Here is a 22,849-nt window from a genome sequence, read left to right on the forward strand (position 1 = left end):
ATCATAATGGAAGTTCTTTTCGCTAAGCTCGTGAAACACCTCGCTAATCTCAAAGAACGACCTCGCACCCGCGCTCGAAAATACCTTGCTGGGTGCTTTCGGTCACCAGCTTGCCTTTTTCACGCCGGGGATCTGTCCCTTGTATGCCAGCTCACGGAAGCAGATTCTGCAGATTCCGTATTTTCTCAGGTAGGCATGAGGACGGCCACAAATCTTGCAACGGTTGTATTCTCTGGTAGAGAATTTCGCCGGACGCTGCTGCTTAATCTTCATAGAAGTTTTTGCCATGGGAACTTTCCTCCTAATTCTTTCTAAACGGCATGTTGAACATGGTCAGCAATTCACGGGCTTCTTCATCGGTCTCGGCCGTGGTCACGAAGATGATATCCATGCCGCGCACCTTGTCGACCTTGTCATACTCGATTTCCGGGAAAATCAGCTGCTCTTTGATGCCCAGGGCATAGTTGCCTCTGCCGTCGAAAGCGTTGGGATTTACGCCGCGGAAGTCACGTACACGGGGCAGTGCCAGGTTGATCAGACGATCTGCAAATTCATACATCTTGTCGCCTCTTAAGGTAACCTTGCAGCCAATGTTCATGCCCTCACGGAGCTTGAAGTTCGCGATGGACTTTTTCGCCTTGGTCAGAATCGGCTTCTGTCCGGTGATGGTCTCCATATCCTTCATGGCAGCTTCCAGGACCTTCGCGTTTTCTTTGGCTTCCCCTACGCCCATGTTCACGACGATCTTCTCCAGCTTCGGAATCTGCATCACGTTCTTGTAACCGAACTTCTTCATCATGGCGGGAGCGATTTCATTGATATACTGTTCTTTTAATCTACTCAACGTATTGAACCTCCTCTCTCAGAATTAACCGATCACAGAACCGTCGATCTTTGCGACGCGGACCTTTTTGCCGTCCTTCACTTCAAAACCGACGCGGGTTGCCTTGCCATCTTTTACGAGCATTACGTTAGAGATGTCAATGGTGCCCTCTTTGTGAACGATTCCTCCGTTGGGGTTCTGAGCGCTCTGTTTGTTGTGCTTGGTAATCATGTTCGCGCCCTCTACGATGACGCGGCCAGTCTTGCGGTCAATTTTCAGGATCTTCCCCTCATGACCTTTATCTTTACCGGCGATCACTTTCACGGTGTCGCCAACTTTGATTTTGCTCGTAGCCATTTCGTACCTCCTTATAATACTTCGGGAGCCAGAGAAACGATCTTCATGAACTGCTTCTCACGCAGCTCTCTGGCAACCGGCCCGAAAATACGGGTACCTTTGGGAGTCTTGTCATCGCGGATAATCACGGCCGCGTTCTCGTCAAACTTGATATAGGAACCGTTTTTGCGGCGGGCGCCATGCTTCGTGCGGACCACAACAGCCTTCACTACATCGCCCTTCTTTACAACACCGCCAGGCGTTGCATCTTTGACCGTAGCAACGATGATATCACCGATATTCGCATATCTTCTCAGGGAACCGCCCATAACTCTGATGCAGAGCAGTTCTTTAGCGCCGGTGTTGTCGGCGACTTTCAGTCTGCTTTCCTGTTGAATCATATCTATTTCCTCCTGGCTTATTTCGCTCTTTCGACAACCTCGACAAGTCTCCATCTCTTATCCTTGGACAGAGGTCTCGTCTCCATAACTCTCACGGTATCGCCGATCGCGCAGGTGTTTTCCTCGTCGTGCGCCTTCAGCTTGTAGGTTCTCTTTACAATCTTTCCGTACAGCGGATGTCTTACGTGGTCCTCGATTGCAACAACGATGGTTTTGTCCATTTTATTGCTGATAACCTTACCGGTACGCGTTTTTCTCAAATTTCTTTCCACGTTACGCTTCCTCCTTATTACTCAGCAACTTTCGTCTGCTCAGTGATAACAGTCTGAATGCGGGCAATGTTCTTTCTGACTTCCGTAATTCTGCCGGTGTTATCAAGCTGATTCGTTGCATTCTGAAATCTCAGGTTGAAAAGTTCCTTCTTCGCAGCTACCAGTTCTGTATTCAGCTCTGCTACGGACTTATTTCTCAGGTCTTTTAAATATACATTACTTTTCACTGTTATTCACCGCCTTCTAAGTCTTCTTTGGAAGCGATTTTGCACTTGACGGGCAATTTGTGCATGGCAAGACGCAGTGCTTCTTTCGCTGTTTCCTCAGGTACACCTGCAACTTCAAACAAAACGCGGCCGGGCTTTACAACGGCAACCCAATACTCCAGGGAGCCTTTACCGGAACCCATACGGGTCTCAGCGGGCTTCGTGGTAACCGGCTTATCCGGGAAAATTTTGATCCAAACTTTACCGCCACGCTTCATATAACGGGTCATCGCTACACGGGCAGCCTCAATCTGGTTGGATTTGATCCAAGCGGGCTCGATGGCAACCAAACCATATTCGCCGTTGCTGATGGTGTTTCCTCTGGTCGCTTTGCCGGCCATGGAACCACGGAACTGTTTACGATGTTTTACTCTCTTCGGCATTAACATGATTATTTCTCGCTCCCTTCCTTGTTTTTCTTGGCGGGAAGCACCTCACCTTTGTAAATCCAAACCTTTACGCCCAGTTTTCCGTAGGTGGTGTCGGCTTCCGCGAATCCATAGTCGATGTCAGCGCGCAGGGTCTGCAGCGGAATGGTTCCCTCGCTGTAGAACTCAGTACGGGCGATATCAGCGCCGCCCAGACGGCCGGCAACCGCTGCCTTGATGCCCATGATCCCGGACTTCATGGAGCGGGACATGCTGGACTTCAGCGCGCGGCGGAAGGAAACACGGTTCTCCAGCTGCTTGGCAATGTTCTCCGCAACCAGCTGAGCCTCGCGGTCAGGTCTCTTGATCTCTTTGATGTCGATGAAGAGTTTCTTCGCGGTCATCTTCTGAACTTCCGCTTTCAGTCTCTCGATCTCAGCGCCGCCCTTGCCGATGACGATACCGGGCTTTGCGGTGTGGATGATCACTTTCACGCGGTCGGATGCTCTCTCGATTTCGATTCTGGACACGCCCGAATCATACAGTCTCTTCTTCAGGAATTTTCTAATATTGTAATCTTCTACCAAGTTGTCTGCGAAATCAGCTTCTGCATACCAATTGGAATCCCAGTCCTTGATGACGCCGACTCTTAAACCATGAGGATTAACTTTCTGTCCCATTTTGACCCTCCTTATTTCTCATCCAGCACGATGGTGATGTGGCTCATACGCTTTTCGATGCGGTAAGCTCTGCCCTGTGCTCTCGGCTGAATTCTCTTCATCGTCGGTCCCTTGTTTGCATAGCACTCTGCCACATACAGATTCTCAACGTTCAAACCATTGTTGTTCTCCGCGTTCGCAATCGCTGATTTCAGCAGTTTTGTAATCACTTCGGAAGCGTAGCGGGGGTTGTAGCTCACAATCGCCAGGGCGGTCTGAGCGTCCTTGCCCCGGATTGCATCTAATACAAAGCATGCTTTCTGAACGGATACTCTGGCATAAGACACCTTGGCGCTGGGTCTGGTATCCTTGTTCGCATTTCTTTCTCTCTTAATCTGACTTCTATGTCCTTTAGCCATGGATGAAACCTCCTTCCTGTTATCGTCTACTAGCGCTTGCCAGTCTTCTTCTCGTCTTTGCCGTGTCCGCGGTAGGTTCTGGTAGCTACGAATTCACCCAGCTTGTGACCTACCATGTCCTCGGTGACATACACCGGTACATGTCTTCTTCCGTCATGAACGGCAATCGTGTGACTTACCATCTGAGGGAAAATCGTGGAGCGGCGGGACCAGGTCTTGATAACAGTCTTCTGTCCTGCTGCGTTTAAAGCTTCTACTTTTTTCAGCAAATGGTCATCCGCAAAAGGGCCTTTTTTTAATGAGCGAGCCATAATTTACCTCCTAATTATTTCAGTGTTCTGCCGTCGCGTCTTCTGACAATCAGCTTGTTGGACTGTTTCTTCTGCTTTCTGGTCTTAAGACCCAGTGCAGGCTTACCCCAAGGAGTGCTCGGACCGGGACGGCCGATTCCGCACTTACCTTCACCACCGCCGTGGGGATGGTCGTTGGGGTTCATCACAGAACCGCGGACTGTCGGGCGGATGCCCATGTTGCGCTTGCGTCCGGCTTTACCAAGATTCACCAGAGAGTGCTCGCCATTGCCGACAACACCGATGGTGGCGCGGCAGATAATCGGAACCATTCTCATCTCACCGGAGGGAAGTCTCAGAGTCGCGAACTTGCCTTCCTTAGCCATCAGCTGAGCCGAGCCGCCGGCAGAACGAACCATCTGGCCGCCCTTTCCGGGATGAAGTTCGATGTTGTGGATCTGAGTACCAACCGGGATATTCTGTAAAGGCAGGCAGTTGCCGACCTTTGCTTCTGCATTCTCACCGCTCATGACCTGCATGCCGTCGGTCAGGCCTTCGGGAGCCAGGATATAGGTCTTCTCGCCGTCCGCATAGCAGATCAGCGCGATGTTCGCGGTACGGTTCGGATCGTATTCGATGCCGATGACCTTCGCAGGAATTCCATCCTTGCTGTTTCTCTTAAAGTCGATAATTCTGTATTTTCTCTTCGCGCCGCCGCCCTGATGTCTCACGGTGATTTTACCCTGATTGTTACGGCCTGCGTTCTTGCTCTGAGAAGTAACCAGAGACTTTTCCGGGGTGGTCTTCGTGATTTCCGCGAAATCCAGGCCGGTCATCTGTCTTCTGGACGGGGTATATGGACTATACTTTTTGATTCCCATTGTTCTATCTCCTTACTTATTTGGTCTCACGGCGTTGGTCTCGCCGTATAGGTCGGGTCCTTCGGACTCCGCTTCGCTCCGCCAATGGGGAGCGCGGGCTAATTATAACCCTTCAAAGATCTCGATATCCGCACTCTCAGCCGTCAGCTGAACGATCGCCTTCTTGGATTTCGCGGTGCGGCCGACCGTCGCGCCTCTGCGGCGCTTCTTGCCGTCGATGTTCATGGTGTTGACCGAAGCAACCTTGGCGCCGGAGAACATCTTCTCCACCGCTTCCTTTACCTGGATCTTCGTTGCTTCCGGATGAACATAGAACGCATACTTCTTCTCGCCCATCATGTTCATGCTCTTCTCGGTGATAACCGGTCTGAGGATTACGTCATAATATTTAATGTCAGCCATTATGCATATACCTCCTCAATCTTTTCCACAGCAGCCTTGGTGATGACCACGGTGTTGTATTTCAGAATGTCGTACACATTGATGGTGTTGGTCTGAGCCGTCTTTACATCCGGGATGTTTCTGGCGGACAGGACAACATTCTGATCGTTCTCGTCCAGAACCACCAGGGCTTTGTTCACCTTCAGGTTGTTCAGAACGTTCTGGAAATTCTTGGTCTTGATCTCGTCCATCTTCAGTTCATCCAGAACGAAGAATTTGGACTCATTGACGCGGGAAGTCAGAGCGGACTTCAAAGCCAGCTGCTTTTCTTTCCGGTTCAGCTTGAAGCTGTAGCTTCTGGGCTGGGGTGCGAACACTACGCCGCCGCCGGTCCACTGGGGAGCTCTCGTCGACCCCTGTCTTGCATGACCGGTTCCCTTCTGTCTCCAGGGCTTTCTGCCGCCGCCGCTCACTGCGGAACGGGTCTTCGCGCTCTGCGTGCCCTGACGGTTGTTGGCCAGCTGCTGCATCACGGCCATGTGGACCAGATGCTCATTCACGGCAACTCCAAATACGGCATCGTTTAATTCCATCTCGCCGATCTGGCTGCCTTCCATATTATAAATCGATACTTTTGCCATGTCTCGTTTCCTCCTTTCCTATAAAAGCCTTACGCCTTTACGGTCGTCTTCAGCGTTACCAGAGCCTTCTTCGGTCCGGGTACGGAACCTTTCACCAGAATCAGGTTGTCCTCAGCATCTACACGAACCACTTCCAGGTTCTGAACCGTGATTCTGCGGTTGCCCATCTGTCCGGCCATCTTCTTGCCCTTGAACACCCGGCTCGGATCGGAGCAGGCGCCGTTGGAACCGGCATGACGATGATACTTGGAGCCGTGAGCCATGGGCCCTCTGTGCAGGCCGTGGCGCTTGATCGCACCCTGGAAGCCTTTTCCCTTGGAGGTCGCGGTGGCATCCACCTTGTCGCCGGCTGCAAACGCTTCGGCCTTAATCTCCTCGCCCAGCTTCATCTCTTCCGCATTGTCCAGTTTCAGTTCCCGCACATATCTTTTATAGGAAACTCCGGCCTTCTCAAAGTGGCCTTTCTGGCACTTGTTGATCAGTTTTTCTCTCTTGTCAACAAAGCCAACCTGTACGGCACTGTAGCCGTCGTTTTCCACGGTCTTCACCTGGGTGACCACACAGGGGCCAGCCTGCAGTACCGTAACCGGAGTCAGTTCTCCGTTTTCGCCGAAAATCTGAGTCATTCCGACTTTTGTCGCTAAAATAGCCTTCTTCATTTTTTCTGTCCTCCTACAGCGGAACGCATCTTGGCGTTCATACTAGAATTGAGTCGTTGTTTGCTTGTTACTTGGGATCGGGCCTGCGGCTAACCGGTCAGCCAGCTCGGTTGCACCGATCACCGGCCAGCAGAAACCGCTGCGCGCTTTCTGCACGCGGGCTGTCGCCCGCTTCCGTCTTTGCCGGACCTTCCGCCATGTCTGCGAGCAGCCCTGGCGGCAGCCCCGTCAAACCCGGAGCCCGGCTCGTAGCCGTCGCGTTTATTTCATCTTAATGTCGATGTAAACGCCGGCGGGCATCTCCAGACGGGACAGGGCGTCCACGGTCTTCTGGTTGGGAGCGATGATATCGATGAGTCTCTTGTGAGTTCTCTGCTCGAACTGCTCTCTGGAGTCTTTGTACTTGTGTACGGCCCGAAGGATGGTTACTACCTCCTTCTTGGTGGGCAGCGGAACGGGGCCGCTGACTTTTGCTCCGGTTTTCTTCACATTCTCAACGATTTTTGCTGCGCTCTGATCCACCAGCTGGTGATCGTACGCCTTCAATGTGATCCTCATTACTTGACTTGCCATAAAAAAAGTCGCCTCCTTTTCGTACTTGCTAAGCACGACAAGCGGTGACTGTACACTTTCCCGTGTGTATCCTAAAGATTCTCACACGTCATCTCTGCCTGTTTCGCAGATGGTATGTTCGGTACAGTGACTTGTCGTCAGTTTCCTAACTTGACATTCGCTCCACGGAAAACCTGCCACTGAATGGGCAGCAACCTCACGCTTCACAGCTATCAATGTCACAGCCTTTGGATCATAACACAATTTTTCCCGAATTGCAAGGGGAAATTTATCTTTTTATCAAAAAAATGCCAAAAGCCGAAATTCCACGTTTCTGTGTGGTTTCGGCTCTCCGCTCTTCTCGCCTACAGCTGAATTAATTTTTCTTGTAGAACCTGGTACGACCATCGGATGTGGGCCCGGATCATCCGCTGCAATTCTTCCTGATCCCGCTTCTTCATACACTCCAGAAGCTCCAGATGCTGGTTTGTGCTCTCCTCCAGATCCAAAGAGACCGCATAGGAGATGGCCCGGTACCGGTCCACATTAAAATAGATCTGATCCATCAGATATTTCACATACCCGTTTTCCGACCGGTCTATCAGCATATCGTGAATTTCTCCGTCTGTCTGGGAAAAACGCGCCTCCTCAATTTTAATTCCATGCCGGAAATCCTCCAGCATAGCATTCAGCTTTTCTTCCAGGTCCTGAATATCCTGATCGCTGATATGCTTCAAAGCCGTCTCCGCCGCGAGCATCTCCATGTGCTCGCGGACCTCGAAAAGATTCCGGATGTCCTTCAGCGTCAGCGGTTTTAGAAAAGTTCCGGACCCTTTCCGCACTTCCAGCACCCGCTCCGCTTCCAGACGGCGGACAGCCTCTCGCACCGGCGTCCGGCTCATATTCAGGTAAGCCGCGATCTGATTCTCACTGACCAAATCGTTCTCCTTGATCTCACCGTTCAGGATCAAGGACCGTATGGATTGATACGCTAATTCTGCGCAGCTCGTTTTTTCGCGTTTCTCTTTGAGCTTTTGAAACTCACTCATGCCTTCTCGCCCTCAGTCGCCTTTGACTATATTCGCTCCATTCCAGGGGTGCGCTTCACTTCTTCCAGCAAAGCCTCCGACACCTGGATTCTTTCCAAGTCCAGCGTATTCTTTATCTTCACAATCCGAGGCGCTTTCCGATCCACATTCCGGCAGATCTTCAAAGCCACCCGGACAGCCTCCTCTTCGGTATCCACCATGCAGGGAATCTTGCAGTCCTCGATGCACTTGCAGGCGATGGCGTTGGCATAGGTCGCCTCCAGATCCATCTTTCCGAAGCATTTTTTTGTGATCACATCAAACAAACCGATACCGATGGCATTCCCGTGGGAAGCCTGCGTCACGTCCAGGCAGATCATGGTCTGGATCTCCGGATGATGGATCACATAGGCATCCCGGCAGGAGCTGCGGCCGACAATATTAGGATCAAAGCCCGCACCGGAAACCTCCTTGCCGATCTCTTCCATCACCAGGACATCAATTTTGCTTAACTTCAGTGATGGCATGGACTCGGCGCACAGGCGCACCATCTCCTTCTCCTCTTCCACCAGTGTTTCCCGCGGAAGAGCCCGGATCTGTTTGGTCTGGTCATAGGCATTCTCCAAAATCGCCAGCCCAAAGGCCACCGGCATTTTTTCCAGAATCAGACGGGCCGCCGCCTCGATGATTGCACCGAACCGCGCCGGAGGTTCCTCATGGATGCCGGAGCAGCCGATCTGATTGCCCAGCCCGATAACCAGCATCTTGCAGATGCCGCTTTGAAGCTCCCCGTTGAAATCGGTATGAAGCTTCACCCGATTGATCGGGATAATCAAATCCGCCCCGGCGGCGGCCCGGTCGAAATACACGGGGACATTCCCCAGGACCGTCCCGATCCGGTCGCTGTCCACCTTGGTCACCACCGGGACTCCCAGATTCTCCTCGGTAAAGCCATAACCGGCCAGCACCTCCCGCTGGCCTCTCTCTGTGCCGGAGCCATGGCTGCCCATAGCGGAAACGAGAAAAGGGCTGGCTCCCCTGCTTTTCAGAAACGCCAAAACCGTCTCTACGATTACGCCTTGGTTCCTTATCCCACGGCTTCCGACGGCCACGGCCACCTTGGCTCCCGGAAAAATTTTACTCTCAATCTCCGGCCGGCGCAGTTCCTTTTGCACCGCAGTCTGGACATCCGCCAGCTGATCTCCGGGAAAAATCTGCCTGACCGGATACATCCGGGGCAGAGGATACTCATAATCTTCTTTCAGCAAGTATGGCATCAATGCCACCTCCAGTTTATTATACCTTGCAAATGCAATTTGTCAAAGGGTAAAATCCATACCTCCCGCACAGAATGGCAGTCCGATCACCGGAAAACAGCCAGCGCGTCCTCCATCACCCCGGCGGAAGCCCACGCTTTGTAGCGCCGTCCGCTGGTGCCCCGGATGTGTTCCTCCAGCATTCTTCCCAGAAGCCGCCCAGTTTCCCGATCCGGCTTCCTGCCAGTCAGAGCTCGTTCCATGCCCCTCATCCGCAGCGCCTTCTCGCCGATGGCGCCGATGGCGATCCGGGCCTGTACCGCCGTTTCCTCTTCCAGGCGCAGTGCGATGGCTACGCCGAAGCGGGAGATGGATACTTGTCTGCGGGAGCCCAGCTTATAATAGTGGCTTACCGTATTCTCCGGGCACGCAGGAAGCCAAAACCCCAGGATGACGTCTTTCTTTTTCAGCAGCGTCTTCTCGGAGCCGGTAATCAGCCGCTCCACAGGAATCCGCGCCAGTTCTCCCCCTCGCAGCACCACGGCTTCCGAATCGAAGCACATCAGCGGCGCCGCCAGGTCCGCCGCCGGGGAAGCGTGGGCAATATTGCCGCCGATGGTTCCCCGGTTCCGGATCTGCACAGAACCCACGTCGGCGGCAGCTTCCGCAACCGCCGCAAAGGGTCCCGCAAGAACCGGACTTTGCTCAATCTGGCTCATGGTACAGCAGGCGCCGATGAACATGCCGTTCTCCGCAGCCTTCCATTCTTTCATCTCCGCCACGCCGCCCACATAGATCAGCTCCTCCGGCTGCCGCCCGCTCCGGCGCTCTGCGATGATAAAGTCCGTACCTCCGGCCAGGATCTCCGCGTTTAAAGCGGAATTCCGAAGAACCTCCTCCAGCTCCCGCAAATTTTTCGGCTGATAGGCTTTCAATGTCTCCCCTCCTCCGCCGCCCGCCTGACGGCCCGCAGAATTTGCTGATACCCGGAGCAGCGGCACAGATTTCCCGCCAGAGCGCGCCGGATCTCCTCATCCGTCGGATGGGGCCGGTGCATCAGCAGCGCTTTTGCGGACAAAATCATGCCCGGCGTGCAAAAGCCGCACTGGATCGCAGACTCCTCCGCAAAGATTTTTTGGAGAGCGGAAAGCTCCCCGTTTTCCTCCAGTCCCTCGATGGTGGTCACATGACATCCCTCCAGCTGGATGGCCAATACCATGCAGGCGTGGGCCGCCTCGCCGTCCAGGATCACCGTGCAGGCTCCACACTCCCCTTCGCCGCAGCCCTCCTTTGTTCCGGTCAGGCCCAGGTCTTCCCGAAGGAGATCCAGCAGTCTGCGGTCCGGTTCCGTATCCAGCTCAATCGGTTTCTCATTCACCCAAAAAGTAAGCTTCATCTCATTCTCTCCTAAGTATGTTCCTCCACCCATGCACAGATCCGGTCCTGGTTCAGCGGCAGCTGGCACAAATCGGAGCCCAACGCCTCATTGACAGCCCCGGCGATGGCGGCCGCAGGCGGGACATGGCACACTTCCCCGATGGATTTGCACCCAAAAGGGCCGTCTGTTCCTCCATCCTCTATCAGTTCTACCTGGATCTCAGGCGCCTCCGGAAGGTTCAGCAGGTGATACTTCCCCAGGGAAGACAGCCCGGCAGCGTCCCGTCCCAGCGGAATCTGCTCTGTCAGCGCCGCTCCGGCGCCCATCAAGACAGCGCCCTGAATCTGCGCCCGGCAGAGTTCCGGATTGATGGCCCGGCCGATATCGTGGACGGCCAGATAATGAAGAATGCGGACATTTCCCAGAAGAATATCCACCTCCACTTGGGCGAAATGGGCCCCGGTCACCCCAGGATTGCTCTCATTGCGATACTGCTCGACGGCAGAAACCTCCTCCTGAAGGCGGCTGTGGCTCTCCTGGACAATCTGGGCAAACGACCAGCTGCGCCCATTCTCCGCCTCCATCCTTCCGTCCTTGGGCATGAGTTGCTCCGCGGGTACCCCGTAGAGGCGAAAGACCGCCTGCTTCATCCGTTCCAGCAGCTGCCCGGCACACTTTTGCGCCGCCCGCCCGATCACATAGGTGGTCCGGCTGGAAAAGCAGCCGTAGTCAAAGGGCGTCACCGCGGTATCTCCCTCCCCGGCCTGAACCCGATCGACATCCAGCGTCATGGTCTCCGCCACAATCATCCGGATCGCTTCCACGGTGCCGCAGCCGTGATCGTGGAGGGTGGCATTTACCAGCACATCCCCGGTCTCCGTCATCCGCATATCCACTTCCGTGAAATCATTGACCCTGGGATAATAGCCGTTCAGATGCCCTCCGCAGGCCACCGCGCAGCCGCGGCGGAACCGTCCCTGGCTGAGATTAAAACGTTCGTTCTCTTTCCTTTGCTGATCCCAATGAAATTTCTCCCGTCCCAGCCTCAGGCACTCTTCGATGCGGATCTCTCCCAGCGGCACGTGGATGCGGATATCCTCGTCGCCAGGATGGGCCACATTCCTCAGCCGCAGTTCCAGCGGGTCGATGCCCAGCTTTCTGGCAGCCATGTTCAGCTGATGCTCCATACAAGCCGCAAGCTCCGGGCTGGTCCAGCCGCGGAACGCGCCGGATACCGGGGCGTTGGTCAGCACCGCCCGGCCGGTGTAGCGCATATGGGGATATCGGTAGCAGCGGAAAAACTTGTTGGCCATCGCATTGCAGTAGTCAAAGGAGTTGCCCAGATAAGCGCCTGCGTTAAGGGTGTTGTCCACCTGGAGGCTGATCAGCTTTCCCTCCCGGCTGTACAGTCCCTTTGCCTTCAAATCCATCGGAGCCCGGCAGCAGGTGGACTGAAAGACTTCTTCCCGGCTCATCACCAGCTGCACCGGCCCCCGGCGGTATATCGCGGCAGCCGCGGCAACGGGCTCCGCCACCCATTCCTGTTTCCCGCCGAAGCTGCCTCCCATCGTGGTCTTGATCACCCGCACCTTGTGATAGGGCAGGCCAAAGATATCTCCGATCACCGTGCGGATCCCGTGGACAGACTGGCTGGGGCTCCAGAGCGTCAGCACTCCGGTGCGGGGATTATAATCCGCCGTGCACACATGGGGCTCCATGGCCACATGGCTGATCCGCGAAAGAATGGTCCGCGACTCCACCTCGGTCCATTCCCCATCGGGCAGCTCCCCCTCCTCCACCTCGATCTCCCTGGTGACGTTCCCTCCCTCATGGATCCCTGGCGCCCCCTCCGCGAGGCTCTCCTTCGGAGTCAGGGCCGACGGGTACTCTTCGTACTCCACCTTCACCATCAGGGCCGCCCGCCGGGCTGTTTCCAAACTGCCGGCCATGACACAGCCGATCCGGTCTCCCACAAAGCGGACGTGACGGTTCCAGATCAACTCATGATCCACGGTATTCTGCCCCTTTGTCGTCCGGTACCGGCAATAGGGGGCTCCGCATTCCTCAAGGCAGCTCATAAAACCCGTCACGCCTTTCAGCTGTTCCGCCTCCCGGAAATCCATATTCTTTACGTATCCATGGGGAATCGTGCTGCGGACCAACGCCGCATATACCATCCCCTTCAGCCTCATGTCCCCCGCATAGACGGCCGCTCCGGCCGCCTTATCCAAAGCGTCATGGATGGGCTGAGATTTCCCTACAATCTTCATCATTTTTCTGCACCTTTTTATCCTGTTGAAACGGATCCGATCTCGTAAGGAAGACAATCTCCTCCCCTAGGCAGGATCCCGACTCTCCCTTCCGGACGTTCCGCAAGCGCCGCATCCACAGCCTCCTGCAGATCGGAAAAATACCGGCAGCCCATACGGTCCGCTTCCTCCCGGCTTAAACCGGTGGTGCAGAGAAAGATTTCCGCCTTCTCGCGGACCATCACCGCTCCCAGCGCAATGGCGGCCGCCACCAAATCCCCGCTGCCGCCGTTCTCCCAAATCCGGCGGATCCGGCGGGCCGCCTCCTCACTGTCCAATGCCAGCCAGTCCAGCAAATCGTCGTGGTTGTGGGCCAGCCCTTCCAGGCAGGGGGCCGCCAGAATCATAATCCCACCCTTCTTTACAGCGAAATATCCGGAAATCATAGCCTTTTCGCACTGCCAGTAGTCTGCATCGTACGGGTAAGAGCAACTGATCAAAATATCTACCGGTGCCGGAATCGGGACGCCGAAGGCAGCTTTTGCCATCCGGGTTCCGGCCCGGTGGGCCTGGATAAAATCGCCGGTCACAACCCCCGCCACGGAATTTTCCGCATCCAGCACCACATTGATGATAAAATCAAGCCCGGCCTCCCCCGCCACTTTTTCCAGAGCGCTGCGGCAGGCATTTTCTTCCATGCCTAAAGGCAGATACCCCATCAGCGCTGCGGCCGTGTGAATCGCGGACACGGTTTCTTTTCCGCAACACCCCGGACAAAGGATCTTCGCCCCGCCGGAATATCCCGCGTTGGGATGAGGGATGATATTGCCGGTACCGATGAGAAGATCCGCCTCCACTGCAATCCGGTTCACGGCGACCGGGATCTGCATGGAGCCGATCCGCACCTTGGGGAGCTCCACGAGGATCTTTTCATCCCGGTAATCATGCTGGCTGATCTTCAGATTTGTCATGGCAAAGCTGCCAAGCTTCTCCAGAAGTTCCTGCTCCGTTAAAATCCGGTGGCTTCCGGGGGCCACCAGAACCTCGATCTGTTCCAGCAGGCAGCCATGTTCCGCCAAATATCCGCACAAAATTGGAAGAATCTCTTTCACCGGCGTGTGGCGGGTCTGATCCTCCACCAGGATCACAATGTGCTGCTCCGGCCGGAGCAGATCCTTTAAGGCCGGGCCGGCCGTGGGACGTTCCAGCTTTTCTTTCAGCTCTTGCTTTAACGCAGCACAGCCGGCTGTTTCGGGTAGCGTTCCGATAAAATCCACCCGTTCTTCCGGCAGCTTTACGGGGAGGGCCGAACGTGAATAAGGAATTTCATATTGCTTCATCCACACAATTCCTTTCCTAATTAAAAAGGAAAGCCGCCGGGAATCCTCCGATCGTGTCCCCAACGGCAATTTCCCGATCTGCCATGTACTAAGCCAGCAAATTTACCAGGCCCATGGTAAGCGGCTGGAACATCATTGTCAAAACAGCCGCGAGCAGCATGGCCAGCATCAACGGGATGGCCCGCTTGGCAATCCGCAGCAGCGGAACCTTGCTGAGCTGGCTGGATACAAAAAGGTTGATGCCATAAGGCGGCGTGATAAAGCCGATGGCCAGCAGCATCGTCATAATAACGCCGAACTGCACTGCCGTCAGACCGCACTCCAGTACCGTGGGAAGCAGCAGGGGAGCCAGAATAATGGTAGCAGAGATATTATCCATAAAGCATCCGACGATCAGAAGCATTACCGTGATCAAAATCATGACCGTGATGGTTCCGCCGGGCAGATTGGCCAGGGTTTCGCTTAACATCTGCGGGATCCCTTTCATGGTCAGCACGCGTCCCAGGCAGGTGGTAATCCCTACCATAAATAAAGTGGAGCCGCTGATCAGGACGGAATCCACAAGGGAGGCCACGATCTGCTTCCATTTCAATTCTCTATAAACAAAGGTTCCGATAAAGAAAGAATAGACAACGCCAGCCACGGCCGCCTCCGTCGGGGAACAGATCCCCGCATAGATGCTGCCCAGGATAATGACCGGGGACAGAAGGGCTAAAATAGAATCTTTAAAAGCCTTCCAGATTTCTTTTCCGCTTGCCCTTTTGTCATTGCCGTGCCAGCCGTGCTTCTTCGCCTGGACATAGCTGACAATGATTAAAAAGACTCCGATCAAAATACCGGGCAGGACGCCGGCCAGGAACAAATCACTGACCGAACAGCCGACGGCCACCGCATAGAGGATGAAGGGAATGCTGGGCGGAATGATCACGCCGATGGCTCCGGCGCAGGCTGTCAGAGCAGCCGCAAAGCCTTCATCATAATTTTTTTGTTTCATTTCCGGAATCATAAAAGAGCCGATGGCGGACACCGTCGCCGGACCGGAGCCGGAGATGGCAGCGAAGAACATGCAGGAGACGGTGGTAACAGCCGCCGTCCCGCCTACGATATGGCCGATCAGGGCGTTGAACAGATTTAACAGACGGCGGGAAATCCCTCCGTACATCATAAAGTCTCCGGCTACAACAAAAAACGGGATGGCCAGCAGGGTAAAGGAGTCCAGCCCGGTAAAGCAGGACTGTGCCAGCAGCATGGGGGACATATCCGTGGTAAAAATCATCAAAGCCAGTGTGCCGCATCCCAGGCAGACGCCAATCGGCACTCCCAGAAGCAGGAGCCCAAACAGGCAGCCAAACAAAAGTACAAAATCCATATGCCTTACTCTCCTTTCTGCTTAATCCCCATCCACCGCAATCAAAGTCCGGTCATTGGGATCCGTCCAGAACCTTCGTATCCGCAAAAAGCCATATTGTAGGAAACGGAAGGTTCCCAGAAAACAGCCGACAGGAAGACACATGTAACAAAGGGTTTTCGGAATCTGCAGCGCCGGGGTCACCTGATTCATCTTGGCAATCCCCTGCACCACGCTGACAGACTGGATGCCGATATAGCCAAAGAAAGCGGCGCTGACCAAGAAGAAAATCAAATCCAGAACAAATTTCCCCTTGGGTCCCACCGTGTCCGATAAAATCTCCAGATGGATATGGCGCCCTTTCACGACAGCATAGGGAACGCCCATCCAGACCGTCCACACGAAGCAGTAACGGGCCAGTTCCTCAGACCAGGCCAACGATTGGTTCAGGCAAAACCGGGCGATAATCTGAAAAAAGATCAACAGAATCATAACGATTGATACAAACACCAGGATCGCTTCCTCAAAATGCTTGTTCAGTATATGCAAAAACTTCTTCATGAGCTCATCCTAACCTTTCAATCATGACCGGGGAGGCGCCGCCCGCAGCGCCCCTCCCCGCACTCAAAATACTTGGTTTCAACCGTTTACTGGGCGTACTTGGCTGCCATATCCAGCATCGTCTGACCGGCCTCACCGAATTCCGCCGCAAAATCGTCGCGCACCTTCTGCGTGGCATCTGCAAAGGCCTGCTTTTCCTCGTCGGTTAAGGTGACAACCTCACATCCCTTTGCCTTCATCTCTTCCAGGTATGCCGCTTCATTCTCATCGATCAGCCGTCTTTGTTCTGTGATCATATCATCGACCGATTCCCGCAGAGCTTTCTGATAGTCTTCCGGCAGAGAACGGAACCACTCCGCATTGACAACGACACAGTTGCCGCAGAACAAGTGCTCCGTCAAGGTGTAGTATTTCTGAACCTCGTAAAACTTATTGGTACAGGTGATCGTGATGGGATTATCCTGACCATCCACCTGATTCATCTGCAGAGCGGTATACACTTCGGAAAAAGCCATGGGAGTCGGATTTGCGCCCAATGCCTCAAAGGTAGCCAGATGATATTTGTTTTCCAGAACCCGGATCTTCAGCCCGGACAAGTCCGCCGGAGTGGTAACCTTTTTGGAACCGGTAGACAGCTGGCGCATTCCCGATTCTCCATAGCCCAGACAGATCAAACCGCAGGACGCTTCCAGACTGTCGGAGAGATACTGGCCCAGATCGCCGTCCAGCGCTGCCCTGGCCTGCTCTTTGCTCATGAACACATAGGGCACGTCTAAGATATACCAATTCGAATCAATGGTGGCCAGGGTAGCGCAGGCAGGGCCGGTCATATTCATGTTTCCCATGATCGTAGCCTCCGTCGTCTCCGCATCCGAACCCAAGGCGCCGTTTACCTGGACGTCAATGGTAAATTTTCCCCCGGTTTTTTCTGAAATTTCTTTTGCCAGAACTTCTACGGCCGCAACACTCTGGGGATGGTCTGTGGCCAGCATATTGCAGAATGTGGCAGTCACCGTTTCCCCGCTGCCGCCGCTTGCCGCCGTCGTATCGCCTGTGGCCGCGGTACCGGCCGGGGTCGTGCCGGGCGCCGTGGTGCCCGATGCGCCGGAGCTCCCGCATCCCGCCGCAGAACTTAGGAGCAGAGCCGCCGTCAGCAGCATCGCCGTCTTTTTCATGATCTGTTTTCTCATCATAACACGCTTCCTTTCTTCCTCCATAGAGGGAATGTTACACAGAGGGTTCCGTCACTGAATGGCCTTTTTCAGTTGCTCCAATAACTCCTCAACAAACAGGAAGGTTTCCCTCTTCACCGTCACGGAAATTCCGGCTTCCCGGATGATCTGACTCTTCTTTTTCATCTCTCCTTGTGCCAGCTCCACCGCCTCGGAGACCTGAAACCCTTTCCCTTGTTCCGTCAGATAGCGCTCCGTATCTTCCAGCTCCAGCACCTTTGTGGCAATCGCCCCCGCCGTCAGCCGGACCTGTCCGGGCTGATACCAGCAGGCAAAGTTAATCATGGGGAAATCAATGCTGCCCCGCAGGCTGTACTTACGGAAGCCTCCCCAGCTATCCTCCAGTTTTTCCTTCGGGATCACAAACTCACGCACCAGCATCTTTTCATTTTGATCCCTGCAGTGGGCCTCCACGAGTTCCCGGCAGCTTATGCGCTTCTCGCCGTCCGCCGTACGGACCACCGCCAAAGCCTCGCAGGCCAGGAGCACCGGCGCCAGGTCGGAATAATAGATGGCCCGGCAGACAGGGGAGTTGGGAATCTGAATGCACCGGTCGCCTCCTACCTTATAGCAGAGGGGGATCCCCTTGCGCCACTCCTTGGTCTGGTTGTAATAAAAGCAGCGCCTGGCCTGAAGGAGATTGCCCCCGATGGTGGCCCGGCTGCGGATCTGGGGGGACGCCACATTCCTGGCCGCCTGGGAGACGGCGGGGACTTTCTCCAGAATCAGCGGATTCTTCGCAAGATGGGATAAAACGGCCATAGAGCCGATATGGATTCCATCTTCCTGTTCCTCCACCCGGCGCAGTTCCTCAATTCCGGCCAAATCCACCAAGGCCTTGGGCTTGATGACAGCCGTCTTCAACTGGGGCAGCACATCCGAGCCGCCGGCGATGATCACACTGCCTTCTTCCTCCAGCAGCCGCCACGCCTCCTCGATTGCGGCGGGACGATGATAGGAATAATTGGCTAAAATCAGCATTCTTTTCTCCCCCCTTCCTCAAAGAAATCATCACACCGGTTGTTTCTGACAAAAAACTGGCGGCTCAGCGGAAGTTCCGTCACGTTTTTACCGCTGGCCCTCACAACAGCCTCCCGGATCGCAGCAGCCACGGGGATCAATCCCAGCTCGCCCACGCTCTTGGTGCCATTGGCGGACCTTGGTTCGTAGCTGTCCGCCACATAGAGGTGAATCTCCGGCATATCCAGCATCAGCGGGTTCCGGTAATTCAGCAGATCCGCGGCAATGATTTTCTTCGTGACCCGATCCACCTCCAAGTCCTCAATCAGCGCATAACCGACTCCCATCTGCATCTCTCCCTCCAGCTGTCCCTTGACGATCAGAGGGTTCATGACCCGGCCGATATCCACACTTTCCACCACATGTTTCAATAAAATGGAATTGTCTTTTTTCCGGTAAGCCACCTTGGCCAGGCAGAGGGCGAAGGGTTCAGGGGCATCCTCCAGATGTGCCACGGCGCTGCCCATGATGAACATATTCGTGCAGCCCTGGGAGATCTCAAGGATGGCCTCCTTAAACGTCAGGCGTTTTCCCGGATATACAATGTGAAACTTTTTTTCCTGCCAAAGTACCTGTTCCACCGGTACCTGGTACAGCTTCGCCAGCTCAGCCTTGGACTTGCGGATCACTTCCTCGCAGGCCATGGCGACAGCGTTTCCTGTCAGGAACATCTGGCCGCTGGAATAACTGCCGATGTTGTACGGGCTGGTGGACGTATCCAAGTCGGCATGGCGGACCTCGGAGAGATCCAGCCCCAGTTTCTCCGCGCAGACCTGGACCATGGCGGTCTCAGAGCCGTTTCCCATGTCGGTGGTGCCGCTCATCAGGCTGACCGAACCGTCCGGCAGACAGATGATGGAGCTTCCGGTCAGGCCCTGCAGGGAGGAGATGGAGCTGGTGTGGCTGCACAAGGCAATGCCCCAAGCCTCCTTCACATCCCCGTCGTCTCTGACTCCTTCCTTTTCATCGATCTCCTGCCGAATCCTGAAAGCATTCCCGAATACCTCTTCCGCCGGAAAAGTGCTTAAGGGCGCGCACCCATGTACCTTTTCACCAGGCTTCAGGACATTGTCAAAACGGAATTTCAAAGGATCCCAGCCCATCTTCCGGCAGGCGTCGTTGATCAGGCATTCGCGGCCAAAGGTCCCCTGAGGATTGCCGTATCCCCGAAATGCGCCGGAGACAGCCCCGTTTGTGGCCACGCCGATTCCGTCATAGCGGAAATAAGGCATATGATAAGGCATCTTGCGGTCCGGGGCCGCGGTGACCAGCGGGCTGTGGGTGCAGTAGCTCCCGCCGTTGGTGTACATCGTCTGGTGGAACGCCACCATCTGGCCGTCCTTGGTGCACCCCATCTTCACCTTGGAGTAAGAAGCATGGCGCACAGCCGTGGCGGTCATCTCGTCGCTCCGGTTGTTGATGATCTTAACTGGCCGGTAGATCAGGCGGGAGAGGCAGGCCGCCACATCCTGATGATACATCTCCTCTCTCTGGCCGAAAGCGCCGCCGATCATGGCCCGGTGACAGCTGATATCGCTCTCCGGTATACCGAACTGGGCGGCCAGAATCCGCCGGTCCTGATAGGGCACCTGGCTGGTGGCCCAGGTATGCAGCTTATTGTCCCGGTTCCAGTAGGCGATGCAGGAGACCGGTTCCATGGGGATCGGATGCTGGGACGGCGTGCGGTAGGTTCCTTCAAATATGTAGTCGCTCTTCTCGAAGCCTTCTTCCAAATCCCCCCGCGTTCCGATCTTATGGCAGTAGAAATTGTCCGGATAGAATTCCGGGTGAATCACCCGCGCCCCTTCCTTGATGGACTCGTCAATGGTCATGGCGGCGGGCAGAACCTCGTACTCAATCTGAATCGCCTCCAGGGCCCGATGCAGCGTTTCTTTGTCCTCTGCCACCACCGCACAGATCCGGTCGCCTTCGTGGAGCGGATGCCAGGTCAGAATACTTTGGTCCTCGATCAAAGCAGGGCTTTTCAGGGATCCGGTGACATTGAAATGCACCTGGGGCACATCGTCGGGCGTCAGGACTCCCAGCACGCCCCGCATCGCCTTGGCGGCGGAGGCATCGATGGAAACCACTTTTGCATGGGGATAAGGGCTGCGGATGATACCGCCGTAAGCCATGCCCTGCATCTCCAGGTCATCCAGGTACTGGGCGGTGCCCGTCGCCTTTGACGCAGACTCTACCCGCCGGATCGCATTCTTCATTTCACGCATTTTGTAGATATCCATGCTTACTCCCCTCTCAGCACCGCAGCCGCCTTTTTCACCGCATTTGCCACCGACACGTATCCGCTGCAGCGGCAGATATTGCCGCTGAGGGCATAACTGATCTGGCTGTCCGTGGGATCCGGATACTCATTCAGCAGCCGCTTAATGCTCATCACCAGCCCCGGCGTGCAGAAGCCGCACTGGATGGCGCCTTCATCCATCAAAGCTTCCTGAATCGGGCTCAGCTCATCGCTGCCGGCAATGCCCTCAATGGTCGTAATTTTCGCCCCGTTGGCCTGAACGGCCAGAACATGGCAGGAATAAACGCATTCGCCGTCCATCAGAACCGTGCAGGCGCCGCATTCGCCGTTGTCGCAGCCCCGTTTGGTGCCCTTCAGCTTCAACTCTTCCCGGATAAAATCCAACAGGGTCATGGATGTCCGGACCAGACGCTGATGTTCGACCCCGTTCACCTCCACACATATCGGCTCATAATACTCTTCCATTCTTCCCTCCTCCTATCAGCGCTTCCCGTCCGGCTGTTCCGGGCTGCCGCTGTCCGGCCGCCGGCCGTCTGCAAGCAGCGTTCTCTAGAGAATCTCCACATACCCTTCATCTGCGTTGACCACCACGGTGTCGCCGTCTTGAACGGTCTCATAGAAAGCCGGATCCACCTGATCCACCATGGGAATTTCCATGATAATTGCGCTGGAAACCAGCACGGTCTCCGGGTACTGGATGATCATGGCGGCAGGCATATTGCCGTGAAGATTCAGCTGATACATACCATCCGCCTGAACCACGGAGCTTCCCTTGCCGCCGGGAAACACCATTACCTTCTTTGCAATAGATTTGCCTTCCAGATTGTGGGAAGCTTCAATGACGACGCCGTCTTCCGGCCGCATCAGATAAAACATCACACGGTCCTTGGACACGACCGCTTCCGCCTGGGCCTTGCCCTCGGAAATTTTATGACAGGAATATTTTTTCGACATGTTATTTCACCTCACCGCTCATTGCTGCTTCAATACATTCATCTAGGTTCCGGATCACAAAATGAATCTCTCTGCGTTTTGGATAATACGCACATTTCGGCGACTCTGTCACGCCGTACTTTCCCGACAAGAAATGCCAGCACGGCTGATCCGGGCAAGTATCCGGAATGACCTCGGCGCCCGCGGCATTGAGAATCCCGGTCAGATCCATACGGTCTGCCATTTCTTTTGTAAAGCTGGATACCAGAATGTACATCGGAACAGCCAGTTTCTTCCCTTCCACCAATTTCGCAATGTGGCGAACCTGATCGAGATTAAAGTGAGGGCAGCCAAACATGGCAAACTCGATCCTGCGGCTGCCTTCTTCGCTGACCATGTCCCGCCCGTCTTTCAGATCTTGATTGGTGATCACCACCTCATATTTCGGCTTGCGTCCTCCGAAAGCAGCTTCAAGGGTCTGTGCTTCCGGGGTGAACCCTAAAATATGATACATGGTGTAAGCGCCGGAGGTATTCAGCTGTGCGCCCAGGTTTGTTAATGCTGCAGGTGAAATATTTTTAGGAAGACCGGAGAACACGGGAATCCCCTCTCCGATTTTCTTTCCGCACATGCCGAGATAGTGATAATCCGAATCATCCTTCATGTCAGCTTCCACATGAACCAGGATATCCCCTTTTCGGTTCTCACTAAGCAGCAGGCCATATTCCGGCACATAGCCGGTGATCGCGGCACATAAAGCGCTGTTGGCCCCCTCCCGGTTCGATCTGGCCCCCCAGACAGAGTTAATGTAAGGCGTGGCGCTGGACTCTGAGTACGCGCAAATCTCGCCGAACTTTGGAATGTTCATCTCCGTGTAGGGCGTACAGTTATAGGACAGGACCGCGCCCAGTCCTTTGTAGGCGTTGTGGGTCCGCATCATTAAATCCGCATACTCCGGCGCAACCATGTTGCGTTTGGTGAAATACTCATAGCAGAAGCCCGGATTGACCGTGGGGGCGACGCGGCACTTGGCCCCGCCGGCCAGCAATTTTTCCGCAAACCACAAATCCGCTTCCTGATTACTCAGGGCCACATGGGCACGGGTGATAGGCACCATCCGGGGCGCGTCAAAGGACTCCCCGATCGCAAACTGGATTTTCATGGCATAGGCTGTGCCCGCGCCGTATTCGCCTTCCAGCATCGCCTTTTGTTCCTCGTTCAAAACCATAACTAACTCCTTCTTCCTTTCACGCGGCGTCGCAGCCGCTTTTTATAAGTATAAAATTCAAGATT

Annotated in this window: 29 protein-coding genes; all 29 read right to left on the reverse strand. The window is 54.8% G+C overall.

What is annotated here, in order from left to right:
* Positions 1 to 102 precede the first annotated feature (102 nt).
* On the reverse strand, positions 103 to 288 hold the full coding sequence (locus MUB23_RS04860; RefSeq protein ID WP_244799219.1) for a type Z 30S ribosomal protein S14: 186 nt from the start codon (positions 286 to 288) through the stop codon (positions 103 to 105).
* A gap of 13 nt (positions 289 to 301) precedes the next feature.
* Complete coding sequence (gene rplE / locus MUB23_RS04865) at positions 302 to 844, reverse strand: 50S ribosomal protein L5 (protein WP_244799220.1); 543 nt, start codon at positions 842 to 844, stop codon at positions 302 to 304.
* A gap of 24 nt (positions 845 to 868) precedes the next feature.
* On the reverse strand, positions 869 to 1,180 hold the full coding sequence (rplX, locus tag MUB23_RS04870; protein WP_244799221.1) for a 50S ribosomal protein L24: 312 nt from the start codon (positions 1,178 to 1,180) through the stop codon (positions 869 to 871).
* An 11-nt stretch (positions 1,181 to 1,191) separates the two neighbouring features.
* Entirely contained in the window at positions 1,192 to 1,560 is a 369-nt protein-coding gene (rplN, locus tag MUB23_RS04875; RefSeq protein WP_244799222.1) for a 50S ribosomal protein L14, read from the reverse strand.
* Positions 1,561 to 1,577: 17 nt separating this feature from the next.
* The gene (gene rpsQ, locus MUB23_RS04880) at positions 1,578 to 1,832 is read right to left on the reverse strand and encodes a 30S ribosomal protein S17 (RefSeq protein WP_330641785.1); all 255 of its coding nucleotides are present in this window, start codon (positions 1,830 to 1,832) and stop codon (positions 1,578 to 1,580) included.
* Positions 1,833 to 1,849: 17 nt separating this feature from the next.
* Positions 1,850 to 2,059 (reverse strand): 50S ribosomal protein L29, encoded by a 210-nt coding sequence (rpmC, locus tag MUB23_RS04885; protein ID WP_244799223.1) that lies wholly within the window; start codon positions 2,057 to 2,059, stop codon positions 1,850 to 1,852.
* 2 nt (positions 2,060 to 2,061) lie between these two features.
* Complete coding sequence (rplP, locus tag MUB23_RS04890) at positions 2,062 to 2,487, reverse strand: 50S ribosomal protein L16 (protein WP_244799224.1); 426 nt, start codon at positions 2,485 to 2,487, stop codon at positions 2,062 to 2,064.
* A gap of 2 nt (positions 2,488 to 2,489) precedes the next feature.
* On the reverse strand, positions 2,490 to 3,146 hold the full coding sequence (gene rpsC / locus MUB23_RS04895; protein ID WP_244799225.1) for a 30S ribosomal protein S3: 657 nt from the start codon (positions 3,144 to 3,146) through the stop codon (positions 2,490 to 2,492).
* An 11-nt stretch (positions 3,147 to 3,157) separates the two neighbouring features.
* Positions 3,158 to 3,544, reverse strand: coding sequence for a 50S ribosomal protein L22 (rplV, locus tag MUB23_RS04900; protein WP_244799226.1), 387 nt, complete (start codon positions 3,542 to 3,544; stop codon positions 3,158 to 3,160).
* A 29-nt stretch (positions 3,545 to 3,573) separates the two neighbouring features.
* Entirely contained in the window at positions 3,574 to 3,855 is a 282-nt protein-coding gene (rpsS, locus tag MUB23_RS04905; RefSeq protein WP_244799227.1) for a 30S ribosomal protein S19, read from the reverse strand.
* Between the two features lie 14 nt (positions 3,856 to 3,869).
* Positions 3,870 to 4,715 (reverse strand): 50S ribosomal protein L2, encoded by an 846-nt coding sequence (gene rplB / locus MUB23_RS04910; RefSeq protein ID WP_244799228.1) that lies wholly within the window; start codon positions 4,713 to 4,715, stop codon positions 3,870 to 3,872.
* Positions 4,716 to 4,817: 102 nt separating this feature from the next.
* Positions 4,818 to 5,117 (reverse strand): 50S ribosomal protein L23, encoded by a 300-nt coding sequence (gene rplW / locus MUB23_RS04915; protein ID WP_244799229.1) that lies wholly within the window; start codon positions 5,115 to 5,117, stop codon positions 4,818 to 4,820.
* Positions 5,117 to 5,737 carry a 50S ribosomal protein L4 gene (gene rplD, locus MUB23_RS04920; RefSeq protein WP_244799230.1) on the reverse strand — a complete coding sequence of 207 codons (621 nt, stop codon included), beginning with the start codon at positions 5,735 to 5,737 and terminating at the stop codon, positions 5,117 to 5,119. The genes rplW and rplD overlap by 1 nt, the downstream gene beginning before the upstream one ends.
* Before the next feature lie 29 nt (positions 5,738 to 5,766).
* Positions 5,767 to 6,396, reverse strand: a complete 630-nt coding sequence (rplC, locus tag MUB23_RS04925; protein WP_244799231.1) for a 50S ribosomal protein L3 — start codon at positions 6,394 to 6,396, stop codon at positions 5,767 to 5,769.
* Between the two features lie 261 nt (positions 6,397 to 6,657).
* Complete coding sequence (rpsJ, locus tag MUB23_RS04930) at positions 6,658 to 6,969, reverse strand: 30S ribosomal protein S10 (protein ID WP_244799232.1); 312 nt, start codon at positions 6,967 to 6,969, stop codon at positions 6,658 to 6,660.
* 344 nt (positions 6,970 to 7,313) lie between these two features.
* Complete coding sequence (locus MUB23_RS04935; protein ID WP_244799233.1) at positions 7,314 to 7,997, reverse strand: GntR family transcriptional regulator; 684 nt, start codon at positions 7,995 to 7,997, stop codon at positions 7,314 to 7,316.
* A gap of 26 nt (positions 7,998 to 8,023) precedes the next feature.
* Entirely contained in the window at positions 8,024 to 9,253 is a 1,230-nt protein-coding gene (locus tag MUB23_RS04940; protein ID WP_244799234.1) for a hypothetical protein, read from the reverse strand.
* Positions 9,254 to 9,339: 86 nt separating this feature from the next.
* Positions 9,340 to 10,167 carry an FAD binding domain-containing protein gene (locus MUB23_RS04945; protein ID WP_244799235.1) on the reverse strand — a complete coding sequence of 276 codons (828 nt, stop codon included), beginning with the start codon at positions 10,165 to 10,167 and terminating at the stop codon, positions 9,340 to 9,342.
* Positions 10,164 to 10,628 (reverse strand): (2Fe-2S)-binding protein, encoded by a 465-nt coding sequence (locus tag MUB23_RS04950; RefSeq protein ID WP_244799236.1) that lies wholly within the window; start codon positions 10,626 to 10,628, stop codon positions 10,164 to 10,166. Before MUB23_RS04950 ends, MUB23_RS04945 begins: the two co-directional genes overlap by 4 nt.
* An 11-nt stretch (positions 10,629 to 10,639) precedes the next feature.
* Positions 10,640 to 12,883: a xanthine dehydrogenase family protein molybdopterin-binding subunit gene (locus MUB23_RS04955; protein WP_244799237.1), complete on the reverse strand. Its 2,244-nt coding sequence runs from the start codon at positions 12,881 to 12,883 to the stop codon at positions 10,640 to 10,642.
* A gap of 14 nt (positions 12,884 to 12,897) precedes the next feature.
* The gene (larA, locus tag MUB23_RS04960; RefSeq protein WP_244799238.1) at positions 12,898 to 14,199 is read right to left on the reverse strand and encodes a nickel-dependent lactate racemase; all 1,302 of its coding nucleotides are present in this window, start codon (positions 14,197 to 14,199) and stop codon (positions 12,898 to 12,900) included.
* A gap of 88 nt (positions 14,200 to 14,287) precedes the next feature.
* On the reverse strand, positions 14,288 to 15,568 hold the full coding sequence (locus MUB23_RS04965; RefSeq protein WP_244799239.1) for a TRAP transporter large permease: 1,281 nt from the start codon (positions 15,566 to 15,568) through the stop codon (positions 14,288 to 14,290).
* A gap of 21 nt (positions 15,569 to 15,589) precedes the next feature.
* Positions 15,590 to 16,108 (reverse strand): TRAP transporter small permease, encoded by a 519-nt coding sequence (locus MUB23_RS04970; protein WP_244799240.1) that lies wholly within the window; start codon positions 16,106 to 16,108, stop codon positions 15,590 to 15,592.
* 86 nt (positions 16,109 to 16,194) lie between these two features.
* Positions 16,195 to 17,301, reverse strand: coding sequence for a TRAP transporter substrate-binding protein (locus MUB23_RS04975; protein WP_244799241.1), 1,107 nt, complete (start codon positions 17,299 to 17,301; stop codon positions 16,195 to 16,197).
* A 51-nt stretch (positions 17,302 to 17,352) separates the two neighbouring features.
* The gene (locus MUB23_RS04980) at positions 17,353 to 18,321 is read right to left on the reverse strand and encodes an FAD binding domain-containing protein (RefSeq protein WP_244799242.1); all 969 of its coding nucleotides are present in this window, start codon (positions 18,319 to 18,321) and stop codon (positions 17,353 to 17,355) included.
* Positions 18,315 to 20,603 carry a xanthine dehydrogenase family protein molybdopterin-binding subunit gene (locus MUB23_RS04985; RefSeq protein ID WP_244799243.1) on the reverse strand — a complete coding sequence of 763 codons (2,289 nt, stop codon included), beginning with the start codon at positions 20,601 to 20,603 and terminating at the stop codon, positions 18,315 to 18,317. Before MUB23_RS04985 ends, MUB23_RS04980 begins: the two co-directional genes overlap by 7 nt.
* Positions 20,604 to 20,605: 2 nt before the next feature.
* Positions 20,606 to 21,088, reverse strand: coding sequence for a (2Fe-2S)-binding protein (locus tag MUB23_RS04990; protein ID WP_244799244.1), 483 nt, complete (start codon positions 21,086 to 21,088; stop codon positions 20,606 to 20,608).
* Between the two features lie 84 nt (positions 21,089 to 21,172).
* Positions 21,173 to 21,577, reverse strand: coding sequence for an aconitase X swivel domain-containing protein (locus MUB23_RS04995; protein ID WP_244799245.1), 405 nt, complete (start codon positions 21,575 to 21,577; stop codon positions 21,173 to 21,175).
* A 1-nt stretch (position 21,578) separates the two neighbouring features.
* On the reverse strand, positions 21,579 to 22,784 hold the full coding sequence (locus tag MUB23_RS05000; protein WP_244799246.1) for an aconitase X catalytic domain-containing protein: 1,206 nt from the start codon (positions 22,782 to 22,784) through the stop codon (positions 21,579 to 21,581).
* Positions 22,785 to 22,849 lie beyond the last annotated feature (65 nt).

Source organism: Cuneatibacter sp. NSJ-177, assembly GCF_022867805.1.
GTDB lineage: Bacteria > Bacillota > Clostridia > Lachnospirales > Lachnospiraceae > Pseudolachnospira.